The 13,773-nt window shown below is 63.8% G+C and carries 12 protein-coding genes and 3 pseudogenes; 8 read left to right on the top strand and 7 right to left on the bottom strand.

Features of this window, described 5'->3' with window-relative positions; translation table 11 throughout:
* A partial coding sequence (locus AC6EI8_RS09175) for a Tn3 family transposase (RefSeq protein WP_498381795.1) occupies nucleotides 1-1,655 on the top strand: 1,655 nt, incomplete at its 5' end.
* A 346-nt stretch (nucleotides 1,656-2,001) separates the two neighbouring features.
* Here AC6EI8_RS09175 and merR read toward each other — a convergent pair.
* Nucleotides 2,002-2,409 carry a mercury resistance transcriptional regulator MerR gene (gene merR, locus AC6EI8_RS09180; RefSeq protein WP_062799388.1) on the bottom strand — a complete coding sequence of 136 codons (408 nt, stop codon included), beginning with the start codon at nucleotides 2,407-2,409 and terminating at the stop codon, nucleotides 2,002-2,004.
* A 71-nt stretch (nucleotides 2,410-2,480) separates the two neighbouring features.
* On the opposite strand from merR, the gene merT reads away from it, so the two are divergent.
* From merT to AC6EI8_RS09210, 6 genes and pseudogenes are all read left to right on the top strand, one after another.
* Nucleotides 2,481-2,831 carry a mercuric ion transporter MerT gene (gene merT, locus AC6EI8_RS09185; protein ID WP_062799386.1) on the top strand — a complete coding sequence of 117 codons (351 nt, stop codon included), beginning with the start codon at nucleotides 2,481-2,483 and terminating at the stop codon, nucleotides 2,829-2,831.
* Between the two features lie 13 nt (nucleotides 2,832-2,844).
* Nucleotides 2,845-3,117: a mercury resistance system periplasmic binding protein MerP gene (gene merP / locus AC6EI8_RS09190; protein WP_062799383.1), complete on the top strand. Its 273-nt coding sequence runs from the start codon at nucleotides 2,845-2,847 to the stop codon at nucleotides 3,115-3,117.
* Nucleotides 3,118-3,145: 28 nt separating this feature from the next.
* Complete coding sequence (gene merC, locus AC6EI8_RS09195; RefSeq protein WP_062799381.1) at nucleotides 3,146-3,565, top strand: organomercurial transporter MerC; 420 nt, start codon at nucleotides 3,146-3,148, stop codon at nucleotides 3,563-3,565.
* A gap of 40 nt (nucleotides 3,566-3,605) precedes the next feature.
* On the top strand, nucleotides 3,606-5,291 hold the full coding sequence (gene merA / locus AC6EI8_RS09200) for a mercury(II) reductase (RefSeq protein WP_062799379.1): 1,686 nt from the start codon (nucleotides 3,606-3,608) through the stop codon (nucleotides 5,289-5,291).
* Nucleotides 5,251-5,514 (top strand): annotated as a pseudogene (locus AC6EI8_RS09205) (DoxX family membrane protein); the annotation flags it as partial. The gene merA and the pseudogene AC6EI8_RS09205, both read left to right, overlap by 41 nt.
* Nucleotides 5,515-5,732: 218 nt before the next feature.
* Nucleotides 5,733-8,670: pseudogene (locus AC6EI8_RS09210) on the top strand (Tn3 family transposase).
* Between the two features lie 58 nt (nucleotides 8,671-8,728).
* On the opposite strand, the pseudogene dsbD reads toward AC6EI8_RS09210, so the two are convergent.
* Nucleotides 8,729-10,665: pseudogene (gene dsbD, locus AC6EI8_RS09215) on the bottom strand (protein-disulfide reductase DsbD).
* 232 nt (nucleotides 10,666-10,897) lie between these two features.
* Between dsbD and AC6EI8_RS09220 the strand changes: the two are divergent.
* Nucleotides 10,898-11,083, top strand: coding sequence for a hypothetical protein (locus tag AC6EI8_RS09220; protein WP_170265909.1), 186 nt, complete (start codon nucleotides 10,898-10,900; stop codon nucleotides 11,081-11,083).
* Between the two features lie 162 nt (nucleotides 11,084-11,245).
* On the opposite strand, the gene petA is transcribed toward AC6EI8_RS09220, so the two are convergent.
* The 5 genes from petA to AC6EI8_RS09245 form a co-directional block, all read right to left on the bottom strand.
* Nucleotides 11,246-11,851 carry a ubiquinol-cytochrome c reductase iron-sulfur subunit gene (gene petA, locus AC6EI8_RS09225; protein ID WP_062799377.1) on the bottom strand — a complete coding sequence of 202 codons (606 nt, stop codon included), beginning with the start codon at nucleotides 11,849-11,851 and terminating at the stop codon, nucleotides 11,246-11,248.
* 494 nt (nucleotides 11,852-12,345) lie between these two features.
* Nucleotides 12,346-12,594, bottom strand: a complete 249-nt coding sequence (locus AC6EI8_RS09230; RefSeq protein ID WP_062799375.1) for a DUF2933 domain-containing protein — start codon at nucleotides 12,592-12,594, stop codon at nucleotides 12,346-12,348.
* A gap of 45 nt (nucleotides 12,595-12,639) precedes the next feature.
* Nucleotides 12,640-12,942, bottom strand: coding sequence for a hypothetical protein (locus tag AC6EI8_RS09235; protein WP_062799373.1), 303 nt, complete (start codon nucleotides 12,940-12,942; stop codon nucleotides 12,640-12,642).
* A gap of 155 nt (nucleotides 12,943-13,097) precedes the next feature.
* Nucleotides 13,098-13,340 (bottom strand): hypothetical protein, encoded by a 243-nt coding sequence (locus AC6EI8_RS09240; RefSeq protein ID WP_116359830.1) that lies wholly within the window; start codon nucleotides 13,338-13,340, stop codon nucleotides 13,098-13,100.
* A gap of 120 nt (nucleotides 13,341-13,460) precedes the next feature.
* Nucleotides 13,461-13,718: a hypothetical protein gene (locus tag AC6EI8_RS09245; protein ID WP_062799371.1), complete on the bottom strand. Its 258-nt coding sequence runs from the start codon at nucleotides 13,716-13,718 to the stop codon at nucleotides 13,461-13,463.
* Between the last annotated feature and the right edge of the window lie 55 nt (nucleotides 13,719-13,773).

The following is a 13,773-nucleotide window of genomic DNA, read 5'->3' on the forward strand; positions in this document are numbered from 1 at the left end:
CACTGGTACGCACCAAGAACGGCATCGATCGTCGCTACTATGAGCTGTGCGCGCTGTCCGAACTCAGAAACCGCCTGCGCTCCGGCGACATCTGGGTCCAGGGCTCGCGCCAGTTCAAGGATTTCGATGAGTACCTGCTGCCCGCCGAGAAATTCGTCGCACTCAGACAGAGCCGCTTGCTGCCCCTGCCCATCGCCACCGATTGCGAGCGCTACTTGAGCGAGCGGCGCGGGCTGCTTGAACTGAAGCTGGCCACCGCCAACCGGTTGGCCGCCGCCAACAAGCTGCCGGACGCGATCATCACTCAGTCGGGCCTGAAGATCTCGCCGCTCGATGCGGCCGTCCCGATGGAAGCGCAGACCCTGATCGATCAGACCGCGCTCATGCTGCCGCGCGTCAAGATTACGGAACTGCTGATGGAAGTCGACGGCTGGACCGGCTTTACCCGGCATTTCACGCACCTGAAGACCAGTGAGCCTGCCGCCGACAAGACGCTGCTGCTCACGACCATTCTTGCCGACGCCATTAACCTCGGGCTAACGAAGATGGCGGAATCCTGCCCGGGCACCAGTTACGCCAAGCTCTCCTGGCTGCAGGCCTGGCATATTCGGGACGAGACCTATGCTCAGGGCCTGGCGGATCTGGTCAACGCGCAGTCCGCCCATGCGTTCGCTGCCCATTGGGGCGATGGCAGCACCTCATCGTCGGATGGCCAGCGATTCAAGGCGGGCGGCCGTGCCGAAAGCACCGGCCACGTCAACCCAAAGTATGGCTCGGAGCCCGGCCGGATGATCTACACGCACATCTCGGATCAGTACGCGCCGTATCACTCCAAGCTGGTGAACGTCGGCGTCCGTGACTCCACCTATGTGCTCGACGGCCTGCTGTACCACGAGTCGGACCTGCGGGTCCAGGAGCACTACACGGACACCAACGGCTTCACGGACCACGTCTTCGCCCTGATGCATCTGCTCGGGTTCCGGTTCTCCCCGCGCATTCGCGACCTCGCGGACTCAAGGCTGTACATCCCCGGCAATCCTGACGACTATCCGGCATTGGCCCCTATGATCGGCGGCGCGTACAAAGAGAGACTGATTCGCACGCACTGGGACGAGGTGCTGCGCCTCGCGACGTCGATCCGGCAGGGCACGGTCACCGCCTCGCTGATGCTGCGCAAGCTCGGCAGCTACCCGCGACAGAACGGACTGGCGGTCGCCCTCCGCGAGCTCGGCCGCATCGAGCGGACGATATTCACCTTGGACTGGCTGCAGGACCTGGAACTGCGTCGGCGCTCCCATGCGGGGCTCAACAAGGGGGAAGCGCGCAACGCCTTGGCACGGTCCGTGTTCTTCTACCGGCTTGGCGAGATCCGCGATCGCAACTTCGAACAGCAGCGCTACCGTGCCAGCGGACTGAACCTGGTCACCGCGGCCATCGTCCTGTGGAACACGGTCTACCTTGAACGTGCCGTGCAGGCGCTGGTGGAGCGCGGCATGCCCATCGATCCGTCCCTGTTTTCGTACCTGTCGCCGCTCGGCTGGGAACACATCAACCTGACCGGCGACTACGTGTGGCGTCAGAGCCAAAAGCTCCAAGATGGAAAATTCCGCCCGCTGCGATCGCTTCCGGAGGTGCGTTGGCCTAGCGCTGCCTGAACCCGCAATTCACCGGCGTTACGACTTCACGACCGTTCTCGGGCAGGGCCAACACCGGCATGGCACTTACACGGCGCCACATTGTCGTATCCAACCACTGGGCCGCCCCTCGTTGGCCAAGCCGAGGGCGTCGTAGAGGAATGTACGACTGGATCTTACAGCACAAGCGCGCCTTGCAAGCGCTGCGCCCGCTGGTGCCGCTTTGTCCCCCCGACGATGTCTGACTCGACTAGGTCGCTTGCCCCTCGATACGGGGCATATGAGGCTGGCTGCGCCGAAGCCGTACAAAAGAAGCCGGAACGAACTGGGGCAGCGTAGCCCGCGTCCACTACGTCCTTTGGCGCACTTATCCCGCTTGCAGCGCTGCGATCAGCGGGCAGGATACGTTACCCTGGCTGGCATGACAGGCGCCCACCAGTTCGGACAGCACGGCCTCCATGCGTCTCAGGTCGGCCAGCTTTGCGCGCACGTCATTGAGCTTGCGCTCGGCTAGGCTGCTCGCTTCCTCGCAATGGGTGCCGTCCTCCAGGCGAAGCAGTTCACCGATTTCTTCCAGACTGAATCCCAGCCGCTGCGCCGATTTCATGAAGCGCACCCGGACCACATCCGTTTCGCCATAGCGACGAATCCCGCCGGCGGGCTTATCTGGCTCTGGCAGCAGCCCCTTGCGCTGGTAGAACCGGATCGTTTCCACGTTGACACCAGCCGCCTTGGCGAAGGCGCCGATGGTCAGGCTCTCCAATCCGCTCCGCATATCGCTTGACTCCGTACATAAGTACGGAAGTAAGGTTACGCTATCCCTACCTACTAAGAAAGGAAAAACGCATGTCACGACTGCAAGCCGGGCGCCGTGCGCTCTTTGCCGGTGGCATCGCCGCAATCCTCGCCTCCACCTGCTGCTTGGGGCCGCTGCTCCTGATCGCGCTCGGTTTCAGCGGGGCCTGGATCGGGAATTTAACGGCGCTGGAGCCATATCGGCCGCTGTTTCTCGGCACCGCAGTGCTGGCTCTGTTCGTCGCCTGGCGGCGCGTTTTACGCCCGGCGCAAGTCTGCAAGCCGGGCGAGGCCTGCGCTATCCCGCGGGTACGCGCCACCTACAAGCTCATTTTCTGGGTCGTCGCCCTGCTGGTTCTGGTTGCGCTCGGCTTTCCCTACGTGATGCCATGGTTCTACTGATCAGGAGTTCGCCATGAAGAAGCTGTTTGCCGCCCTCGCTCTCGCCGCCGTTGCTCCGGCGTGGGCCGCCATGCAAGCCGTCACGCTGTCCGTGCCGGGCATGACTTGCGAAACCTGCCCGATCACGGTCAAAAAGGCGCTCTCCAAGGTCGACGGCGTGACCAAGACCGAAGTGAGCTTCGAGAAGCGCCAGGCCGTCGTCACCTTCGACGATGCCAAGACCAGCGTGCAGAAACTGACCAAGGCGACCGAGGACGCGGGCTATCCGTCCAGCGTCAAGCGGTAAGCCCCGGATCGAACATGGGAGTGACCGCATGGGACGGATCACGCGCGTGACCAACAAGGCAGGGGCGCTCGGCGGTATCGTCTCGGCGATGGGTTGCGCGAGTTGCTTTCCCGCCATCGCCGGCTTGGGCGCGGCTATTGGCCTAGGCTTCCTGAGCCAGTACGAAGGGCTGTTCATTAGCGTTCTGCTGCGGGTGTTCGCTGGTATCGCGCTACTCGCCAATGCGACTGCCTGGTTTAGCCATCGGCAGTGGCAACGGACCGCACTCGGCGTGATCGGCCCACTCCTGGTACTGACGGCGGTGTATTTGACGGTTGGCCGGCGCAGCGAGGCGCTGCTCTATGTCGGCCTGAGTTTCATGGTCGGCGTATCGATCTGGGACTTCATCTCGCCGGCAAAGCGCTGCGGGGCACCGAACGCCTGTGAACCCCCGGTCAAGCGCGGCTGACCGCATTGGCCGCTGCCGAAGTGAACATTGGAACTGTGGTATGACCCACTTGAAGATTACTGGAATGACCTGCGACTCGTGCGCCGTCCACGTCAAGGATGCCTTGGAGAAGGTGCCGGGCGTGCGGTCTGCGGTCGTGTCCTACCCGAAGGGGACGGCGCAAATCGCCGCCGAACCCGGCACGTCGCCAGATGCGCTGACTGGCGCCGTGGCCGGACTCGGCTACCGGGCCATGCTCGCCGAGGCCCCGCCGGCGGAAAAGCGCGGCAGCCTGCTCGACAAGGCGTTCGGCTGGCTGGGCCGCGGTGAGAAATCCGCAGGCGAAGGCTGCGGGCTTCGCATCGCCGTCATCGGCAGCGGCGGCGCCGCGATGGCGGCGGCCCTCAAGGCCGTCGAGCAAGGCGCCGAGGTGACCCTGATCGAGCGCGGCACCATCGGCGGCACCTGCGTCAACGTTGGCTGTGTGCCGTCCAAGATCATGATCCGCGCGGCCCACATTGCCCATCTACGCCGCGCAAGCCCGTTCGACGGGGGCATCCAGGCCACGCCACCGGCGATCCTGCGCGAGCGCCTGCTCGCCCAGCAGCAGGGGCGTGTCGATGAGCTGCGCCACGCCAAGTACGAGGGCATCCTCGCGAGCACGCCGGCCATCACGGTGCTGCGCGGCGAGGCCTGCTTCCAGAACGGACACACCTTGAGCGTGCGCCTGGCCGAAGGCGGCGAGCGCGAGGTGGCGTTTGACCGCTGCCTGATCGCTACTGGTGCCAGTCCGGCTGTGCCGCCGATCCCCGGTCTGAAGGACACCCCGTACTGGACCTCGAACGAGGCGCTGGCCAGCAACATCCTTCCTAAGCGGCTGGCCGTGATCGGCTCGTCGGTGGTGGCCGTGGAGCTGGCGCAGGCCTTCGCCCGGCTCGGCAGTCAGGTCACGATCCTGGCCCGCAGCACGCTGTTCTTCCGCGAGGATCCGGCCATCGGCGAGGCCGTCACGGCCGCCTTCCGTGTCGAGGACATCACGGTGCTGGAACACACGCAGGCCAGCCAAGTGGCCTACGCGAACGGCGAATTCGTGCTCACTACCGGGCACGGCGAAATCCGCGCCGACCAGTTGCTGATCGCCACCGGCCGCGCGCCGAACACGCGTGAGCTGGCACTGGAGGCGGCGGGGGTGACGGTCAACGCGCAGGGCGCCATCGTCATCGACAACGGCATGCGAACCACCGCGCAACACATCTACGCCGCCGGCGACTGCACCGACCAGCCGCAGTTCGTTTACGTGGCCGCGGCGGCCGGCACCCGCGCGGCGATTAATATGACCGGAGGCGATGCCGCGCTTGATCTGAGCGCCGTGCCGGCGGTCGTGTTCACCGACCCGCAGGTCGCCACCGTGGGCTACAGCGAGGCGGAAGCGCACCACGACGGCATCGAGACCGATAGCCGCCTGCTCACGCTCGACAATGTGCCGCGCGCGTTGGCCAACTTCGACACGCGCGGCTTCATCAAGCTGGTTGCCGAGGCAGGATCGGACCGCCTGATCGGCGTGCAGGCGGTGGCGCCTGAAGCGGGTGAGCTGATCCAGACGGCGGCGCTGGCGATCCGGGCGCGGATGACCGTGCAAGAGCTGGCCGACCACTTGTTCCCATACCTGACGATGGTCGAGGGGCTGAAGCTCGCGGCGCAGACCTTTGCCAAGGACGTCACGCAACTGTCTTGCTGTGCGGGTTGAGAAAAAGCCAACCGTCTGGAACTCGGCGATGGCCAAGCTGGCCAACTGGAATACCGCCCTCGAACTGTTCCGCGGGGACTACCGGGTGCCGCTGGTGCCCTCGAAGTCTGCGGCCTACCTGGCGGTGTCAATCGAGCTGACCGCCCCAGCTCTGCTGTTGCTGGGACTAGCGACCCGCGCCGTGGGGATGGTCCTGCTCGGCATGACGGCGGTGATCGGCGTCCCCTTGATTTCGGTGCAATTTACCGGGGTAGCCACCCTTAGCATTCACGCGGGTTTCCGGGCGGCGTCCGGGAAAATACCCCAGTAAATCAATAAGTTGCTGTCTACTGTCGCCAGTTGGGCGCGATTGCCTCATAGCGCACTTATTGTGTCGAAACGTTGCGTCCCGGTCTCATTGCCGATAACCTCAGCGGTCCGTCTTACGCTTGGGAGAGCGCGATGGATCACTGGCAACTGGCGTATCTGGGCATGCGGCAGATTCCGCGCGAACTCAGCGAGTTTGAGCTTACCACGTTCTTCACCTTCTCCGCCAAAGAGCGGGCCCTGATCCATGCGCGGCGCAGCCATTTGTACCGCTTGGCCTGTGCCGTTCACATTGGCTTTGTCCGCATGACGGGGCGCACCCTCGATGCCTACAAGCAGGTGCCAAAATTCCTCTGGGCCTTTGTGGGCGCGCAACTCGGCATCACGCCGCCGGACATGGGCACGCTGAGCGCGCTGTATGACGGGCGCACCGATACCTTGGTGGACCATCAGATGCTGGCCTACCAAGCCCTGGGGTTCAGCCCGATGGCAGAGCATCAGCGACGTTACGTGACGCGCTGGCTCAAGGAGCGGCTGGCAGGGCAACCGAGCCGCAGTGACCTGCTGCACGAGTTGAAGCGCTGGCTCTACGAGCATCGCATCCTGATTCCGCATGACCGAGCGCTGAAGCGGCTGATCAGCCAGGCCGGAGAGGCATTCGAGTCGGCCCTGGCTGACGCGCTGGTGCAGGCCTACGGCGAGGTTTCCCTCGATGCGTGGGGTGCCCTGCTACCGCGGCCAGAAAACGACCGGCCGAGCCTACAACAATGGCTGTGGGCTGTCCCGCTACGCAATTCGACCCATCAGATGGGCGAGTTGTTCGACAAGATCGACCGCCTGTACAAGCTGGGCATCCACAGCGGTTGGCCGGCAGCCTGCAATGAGGCGGTGGTGCGGCACTATGCGCGGCGCTGTGCCAACCGCCCGGCGTCGGTCAGCAAGCGGGTCGCGCAACAGTCCCGCCGCCTGGAATCGGCTTGCTTTTTACGCTATGCCTTATGCGCGGCCACGGATCAATTGTCGTCCATGCTGCGGCACTGGATTCGCAAATGCGTCAACGATGCCGGACGCCTAATTGACGCGGGCCGACCGGACCCAGGTACCAAGTTGGGGGAATTCGCTGCCGCCGTCAAAGCGCTGGTCGCAGACGAGACGCAGACAAGGGATGCCCTCTGTCAGCAACTGAGCAATCTGGCTGACGAGGCAGCTGGTCAGCATCTAGCGAGCCGTGCCAGCCTCATCCGCGCGCAACTCCTGTCGCGACACAGGCTATCCCGTGCCTTGCTGGGCAGACTGGTTCATCTGCCATTTGCGGCACAGTCGGCCCACCCGGTGATCGAGGCAATGGAGGTACTGCGCAAGCTCTATGCGCGCAGGGCCGACTGGCTCCCTGATCGGGTGATGGTTCGATTGGGACGCGCCTGGCAGCCAGCACTAGAGGGCTTGGATCGCAAGCGGGCCCTGGCCGCCTTCGAGTGGGGGACGCTGTTTGCCCTGCGGGTGGCGCTGCGCAATGGCTCGGTCTTCCTGGACCACAGCTTCGCCTTCCGCAGTCAGGCGGCCCTACTCATCTCCAAAGAGGATTGGCAAGCCCGGCGTAACCATTTCTACGGTCATCTCAAGCTGCCGCAGGACGCCAAGGCGTTCCTCGATCCTGTGGTGGCGCACCTGGACGCGGGGCTCGCCAGGTTGCGCGATGCAGTCCAGCGTGGGGAGCTGAACATTGATAGCGCCATCCATATCGATCCGCTCACGGCAAAGAAACCGGAAGCCTCTGTGGAGGCGCTGCGACGCGCGCTGTTCGAGCGGCACCCCGGTGGACAATTGCCCGAAATCCTGCTGGAGATTGACAGCAGCACCCACTTCAGCTGGCTCCTGCTGGGTCGGGAACCGCATTCGCGCAGCGAGCTGCTGATGATCTACGCTGCAGTGCTGGCGCACGGCACCTCAATGTCGGCGGCGGACCTCGCACGGATGGTGCCGGAGTTGTCGCCCAGCGCGATCCGGCAAATGATGCATCGCATCGCGGACGAGCGCAAACTGCGCCAGGCCGCCGATGCCGTCCTGATCTTCATGCATCAGCACCCGATCGCCCAGCACTGGGGGCGCGCCGATCTGGCGTCGTCGGACATGATGTCGCTGGAGACCACGCGCACAGTCTGGCGGGCACGGGCTGATCCGCGCCGGCGCACGGCATCGATCGGTATGTACACGCATGTCCGGGACCGCTGGGGCATCTTCTATGACCAGCCGATCCTACTGAACGAGCGGCAGGCCGGTGTCGCCATTGAGGGCGTCATCCGCCAGAGCGGATCGGAAGACGTGGCACAACTAGCGGTCGATACCCATGGCTACACCGATTTCGCCATGAGCCTGTCCCGGCTACTTGGCTTCGATCTCTGCCCGCGGCTTGCCCACCTGCGCGATCGCCGCCTGCATGTGCCCAGGGATCACGAGATACCGGCGGAATTGGCTGCGGTGGCGGACGCGGATGTCCGGCTGGTCTTGATCGAACGTGCCTGGGACGAACTGGTCCGGATCGCGGCATCGGTGCAAAGCGGGGCAATGTACGGCAGTGCAGGCCCTGATGCGTTTCGGTGCAGCGGCGAAAGGTCAACCCATCTATGAGGCTGGCGTGCATCTCGGGCGGCTGTTTCGCACGATCTTCCTCATCGACTATTTCACCAATCCCGCGTTCCGCCATGAGATGCAGCATGCCTTGAACCGCGGCGAGGCGGTCCACACGGTGCAGCGGGCCATCCACTATGGCAAGATTCCGTTGGAATTGACCCGGCACGATGCGTCGCTGGCGGCGGTGTCGTCGGCTCTGACCTTGTTGTCCAATGCCGTGATGGCCTGGAACACGCTGCACATGCAGCGCGCGCTGGACGCGATTGAGGCCATCGGCGGCGAATCCATGCGTGCCGAGGATTTGCGCCAGATTGCGCCGACTCGTCTGGAAGGCATCAATTTGCGTGGTACTTTCGATTTTCCGATTGCACGTTACGCCCATCGGCTGCTGCCGAGTGCGACGAGCACGCCGGACTCACCATCGCAGTGGCGCACTGCATAGCCCATTTTTTTTCGGATTGTGCCGTTATCCTCGCGGGTTGGAGTCGGTGATGTCATCCTTAGGGCCTGCCTTCCTTACCGAAGGCGCGCTCGAGGCTATCAAGGAAACGCGATGCGGATTGATAGCCGATGACCCGCACCGGGCTCTCTCGCCCATCGGCGCCGAACAAGATGATGCCGGGCGGCCCGAATAGGCCGAAGCGCTTTAGCAACGCCTTGTCGTCGGCGTTGTTTTGTGTCACATCAGCTCGAAGTACGACAACCCCGGCCAACTGCGTCTGAACTCCGGGATCGCTGAAAGTCGTCTCCATCTCCTTACAGCTGACACACCAGTCGGCATAGAAATCGAGCAGTACCGGCTTGCGGGCCGCAACGGCCTGCGCCAGACGTGCGTCGAGCTCGGCCACCGAGCGGATCCGCGCGAAGTGCACCACCGCGTGGTCGGCGGCGGTGGCTGGCGACGACTGGCGAGTGCGCAGGTGCGACAGAGGCTGCAGCAGATCCCGCCCGCCCGACGCCAGCCCGACCAACAGGATGGTTCCCGCCAGCGCGGCGATCAGGCCCAGGCCCTTGCCCAGCCGGGCCACGCCATGCGGTTTGGGGCCAAGCGAATCGAAGGCGCCCAGGAAAACTGCGGCGATCAGCAGCAGAGCGGCCCACGTTGCCATCACGGCCCAGGGTGGCAATAGCGGGGTGATCACCCAAGTTCGCCTCGCCCAGCAGCAGAAAGCCAAGGCAACGCTTGGTCACCTCCAGCCAGTGCCCGGCGCGCGGCGGGAGATTGCCGGCGGCGACGCCGGCCAGCACCAGCGACAACCCCATGCCGATCGCCAATGCGAATAACGCACCGCCTCCGGTCATGGCATCACCGGTTCGTGCGAGATAGGCGAGCGTGCTCGATAGCGGCGCCGGCATGATGCGCGCGACGGCCAACGCGGACATCGCCCCCAGTGCTGCGGCAGCCCGACGATCCAGCTGCTGTGCGGATGTCGTCGATCGGGGCTGCCGCAGCAGCGCGCGGAGCCCGAACATCGATAGCGCCAGGGCCACGAGCAACGTGGCGAAGGCCCCGAGCGCCCAGGGCGTCAGCAGCCCTGTCAAGACCCTCTCACCGAGCCACCCGGTGGCCATGCCGACGCCGGCATAGGCTACCGCCGAGCCGAGCACGTAGTCTAGCGAGATGATCAGCGCACGGCTGCGTGTCACGTGCTCGCCCACGACGATGGACCAAAGGATCGGCACCATCGGCAGCACGCTCGACGTGACCGTCAGCAGCAGGCCGAAGCCGAGGAAGAGCAGCGCGATTGCCCCAAGCTGGTGGCTGGTCAGCGCGCGAATGATGCGGTCGCCGTCATCGCCATGTGGCACGATCTCCGGTATCGCATGCCCGCCCTGGTATTCGCCCGCTCCGGGAGAGGTTACTGCAGTCGGTGGCACAAGCATCGCCATTGGCGTGCCACCCTCGCGCTTATCAAATAGGCCCGCCGAGCGGGCTGCCGCCCACCTTGTATACGCTCTCCATCGGTGGATAACAGATTCCCTTGTCGGCGCAGCCTTGCGATGTCACGACCAGCGTCCATTCGCCATCCGCAGGAGTGACCTCCACTGGCACGCGAATCTTGACGCCACCATGGTAGATCTCCATCTCCTTGCCAAACGCCTCGTCGTACTTAACCTGCCCTGGTGGAAGCACAGGTGTACCGAGCTTCACCCCTGCCGGCCGGGCAGCAAAGGCGAATCGCTCACGGTAGAGGTGATAGCCGTCCGCGATGTCGAAGTGCACCTCGATGGCGTGTTCGTCGAGTTGCCGGGCCGCAAAGCGCAAGGCCCGCTCAGGCGGCAGAAGATCTTCCTCGCCCACGGCGCGGGAAACGCCAGCGGCGCCCGCGATACAGAGCCACGTGACGAGGAGCAGCCCCAGGAGGAATTGCCCCGGAGCCAAGCGCCATACTCGCCCGGTGTCGCCCGTACGCGCCACTGCCATGCCAGTTTGCATAGCCCACCTCTGGAACTGAATTACCGGCCACGCAATGCCGCGGCTCGTGCCACTTGCATTCCGACCGGTGCCACGTGCCGCCGCAACTCCGTTCAACGGGCATCGTTATCTGGCCCTGCGGCCGATCTGTGCCTCGCCGCATTCATGGGCGCTCATCCCCGCCGGCACCCAACGCACCAGCCGATTCGGGTCATTCGGCTGTATCCACTGACGCTCCCGGGGGAACGTGTAGATGCAAGAACCTCTCGACGGCGATTACCGCCACAATCCCGGCGCCTGGCACGGTGGATTGTCCTACCTCGATGATCGCTTTGGTGATGGCCTCGACGTCGCTTTCCTCCGCGAAGATCTCGATCTTGGTGTGCACGGGTGGTCAGATCGCTCGAGAAGAAATTCCGATACTCGCCGTACCCCTTGACTTTCGTTGCGGTCAATCCGGGCGCGTGGACGGTTGCGAGGCGCTTCTCCAGCTTCTCCAAAAGCTCAGAGGGCACGATGGCAATAACACATATGGTACTCATGGGCGCCTCCTTGACAACGCAGGGTTGGACGATCAGCAGTGCACTGTCGGGGTAAGTCATCATCCGGTTCCATTGCGATCCTGGCCGATCACCAGACGGGTTTCGCCTTGATACGCGTGCGGTGGGATCTCCAGATTGAGCGGCGCTGGGACGTTGCGGAACACGCGGCCGGCCAGGTCAAACTTGGAACCATGGCAAGGGCAAAAAAAGCCACCAGGCCAGTCATCCCCCAAGTCCGCCGCGCCGACGTCCGGGCGATAGGTCGGTACGCATCCCAGATGGGTACAGATGCCTACCGCCACAAAGAAGTCCGGGCGGAGCGAGCGTGTCGCATTACTCGCATACGCGGGCTGCTGGTCCTTCTGGGACAGGGGATCGCTCAACAGGCGATCGTGCCTGCCCAGACGCGCCAGCATGTCGCGGGTCCGGTGCAGTATCCAGACGGGCTTGCCGCGCCAGGCGACGGTGACGAGTCCCCCTGGCTCCACGGCGCCGAGCCTCACATCGACGGGCGCGCCCCGCGACCTTGCGGCGTCGCTTGGCGCCATGCTGGCCACGAATGGCACCATGGCGCCGACCAGGCCTACGCCTCCCATGGCGCCGGTGGCCAGCAGAAGCAATCGGCGCTGGCGTGCGCTCTGTGTGTCTGCCGTCGGATTGTTCATGGCGATTTACTCCAATCCCGGGGGGGCATGTGGCCAGCAACGTGACTGGCTGCCCAACCGCTCACTCCCAGAGCTTGCCCAATAGCTGCGCCCATTGGCAGCGGCCCGGCAAGAACACGGGCACCCGCTTGCGATACGCCTCATAGTCCGCCGCGAAGCGGTGGGCCAGGTCTTGCTCTTCCTGCCTTGCAAGCATCAATTTCCCACAAGGTTGCCGAGTCCCCTTGCTTCGCCATGGCAGGAGGGCACGCACTTGCCCGTCTACTTCAGGCGCTGCTCCCCAGCTTGCACCCGGGCTAGCAAAGACTGAACCCGCCCATCATGCGTTGATGCATCACGAGCATGCCTACCGCGCCAAAGGATGCAGCACGCCGATGATGGCGAACACGATCAAGAGGACTCTCCATATCAACGATTTGTTCACGTGTTACCTCTCTCTTCGTTGGCGGCCCGGGTACGCGTCCGCCATGCGTGCCAATTGCTCTGCCGTCCTGTCACTCCTTGATTCGAAATGGATGGGGCTTCTGCTTTGGCGCTTGCTCGGTCATTCCGCCCACTTGATCGTCCTGCGCGCTCATGCTCTTCATCATCAGCCACATCGACAATGGGCAGATCAAGAGCAGGAGATACGGCCCAATACCCAGGACAAGCGCTCGGACCGGCGGCAATAGGGCATAGGCGGCTGCCAGCATTGCCGCCAGAGCGATGCCTGCGGTGATCATTGCTTTCGGATTGCATTTCATGGTGGTGGTACTCCTTTTCAAATGGTTCGGATCTGGACAGCGTCCTTACTTCGTCGGTGGCGTCTGGATCTTGTCCGCGTACTTGCGCATGATCTCGCCCATCGCCTGCATCATGTCCGCATGCATCTGCATCGAAAGCTTCTCGTTGCCAGGTGGCAGGCCCATCATCGGGCAGCTTCCCATCATGCCGCCGCCCATCATGTGGTCCATCATCATGTCGTGCCCCTTGTCCTGTGCACCCGTCTTGGCGCTTTCGGCGCCACGGGTTGCACCGGCCGCTGCGGACCAGCCGCTGGCGCCAAGCATCACCACGGCTAGGGTTGCGGCTACTAGTGATTTCGTATTCATGGCGATCTCCTTATCGATCGCGATTCAATGACCACGCGCCAATCCAGTACCAGACAAGTGGGCGGGCAGACAGTCAGTCCGGCTCCCTCAGGGCGGATGCCAGAGGCCGGATTGCACGGATGCATGCTTTGCCTGGTCGGCCGAAGCACCCTCAGTCACTTGGACTCGGAAGGCCCCATCGGGCTGCCGCCGCCGGTCGACTGGGAATCCATTTGTTTCATCATTGCATTGCAGCGCGCCAACATCGATGCCTGAGAGGCTGATGTACTGGAGGTCGCCGCAGGGTGTTGCGCTGCAGTGCGCGCGCGATTGATGACGTCCCAGTCGGGACCCGCGAGCGCCTGCGCGGTCGCGACGGCGAGTGAAATGAGAACGAGAGTCTTGAGAGTGGAATGCATGATGATCTTCCCCAGTATTCGGTTTTGTCTGGCTCAACCGCAACGGGTCAGAGCACCCACGCTCGGGTAGAGCCACCAAAGTCAAGCACGTGGCCGAAGTGGGCCACGCGTAGGGATAGATCAGATGCGCAAGCGGGCCGTTGCGAGATAGACCGGACCAGGCGAGTTGTTCGCGCTGTCAGCCGTGTGGAAGATGCGGAAGGTGTATGGCGTGGGCGGCAGAACGTGTTCAAGCCCAGCCATAGTCGGCAAGACACCGAGATCGGGCCCGTGACCGTTGCTGTCGGCCCAGTGCCGACCGTCCTGTTGATGGTCAGCGCACAAGGCCAACAACAGCAGCGCAAGCAAGCGAGTGAAGGGGCTGCGGCTATGCTTCATGAATCACGCCAGCATTTGTCCTAGTCTAGCCCCCCGATCTGGGCAGCAAGGCAAG

The sequence above is a fragment of the Cupriavidus sp. R6-3 genome (assembly GCF_059772245.1).

What these genes read in the sequence shown, in the direction of transcription:
- merR (WP_062799388.1), bottom strand. Translation starts at nt 2,409, where the DNA reads ATGCGGAGCGGATTGGAGAGCCTGACCATCGGCGCCTTCGCCAAGGCG.
- merT (WP_062799386.1), top strand. Translation starts at nt 2,481, where the DNA reads ATGTCACGACTGCAAGCCGGGCGCCGTGCGCTCTTTGCCGGTGGCATC.
- merP (WP_062799383.1), top strand. Translation starts at nt 2,845, where the DNA reads ATGAAGAAGCTGTTTGCCGCCCTCGCTCTCGCCGCCGTTGCTCCGGCG.
- merC (WP_062799381.1), top strand. Translation starts at nt 3,146, where the DNA reads ATGGGACGGATCACGCGCGTGACCAACAAGGCAGGGGCGCTCGGCGGT.
- merA (WP_062799379.1), top strand. Translation starts at nt 3,606, where the DNA reads ATGACCCACTTGAAGATTACTGGAATGACCTGCGACTCGTGCGCCGTC.
- AC6EI8_RS09220 (WP_170265909.1), top strand. Translation starts at nt 10,898, where the DNA reads ATGCAAGAACCTCTCGACGGCGATTACCGCCACAATCCCGGCGCCTGG.
- petA (WP_062799377.1), bottom strand. Translation starts at nt 11,851, where the DNA reads ATGAACAATCCGACGGCAGACACACAGAGCGCACGCCAGCGCCGATTG.
- AC6EI8_RS09230 (WP_062799375.1), bottom strand. Translation starts at nt 12,594, where the DNA reads ATGAAATGCAATCCGAAAGCAATGATCACCGCAGGCATCGCTCTGGCG.
- AC6EI8_RS09235 (WP_062799373.1), bottom strand. Translation starts at nt 12,942, where the DNA reads ATGAATACGAAATCACTAGTAGCCGCAACCCTAGCCGTGGTGATGCTT.
- AC6EI8_RS09240 (WP_116359830.1), bottom strand. Translation starts at nt 13,340, where the DNA reads ATGCATTCCACTCTCAAGACTCTCGTTCTCATTTCACTCGCCGTCGCG.
- AC6EI8_RS09245 (WP_062799371.1), bottom strand. Translation starts at nt 13,718, where the DNA reads ATGAAGCATAGCCGCAGCCCCTTCACTCGCTTGCTTGCGCTGCTGTTG.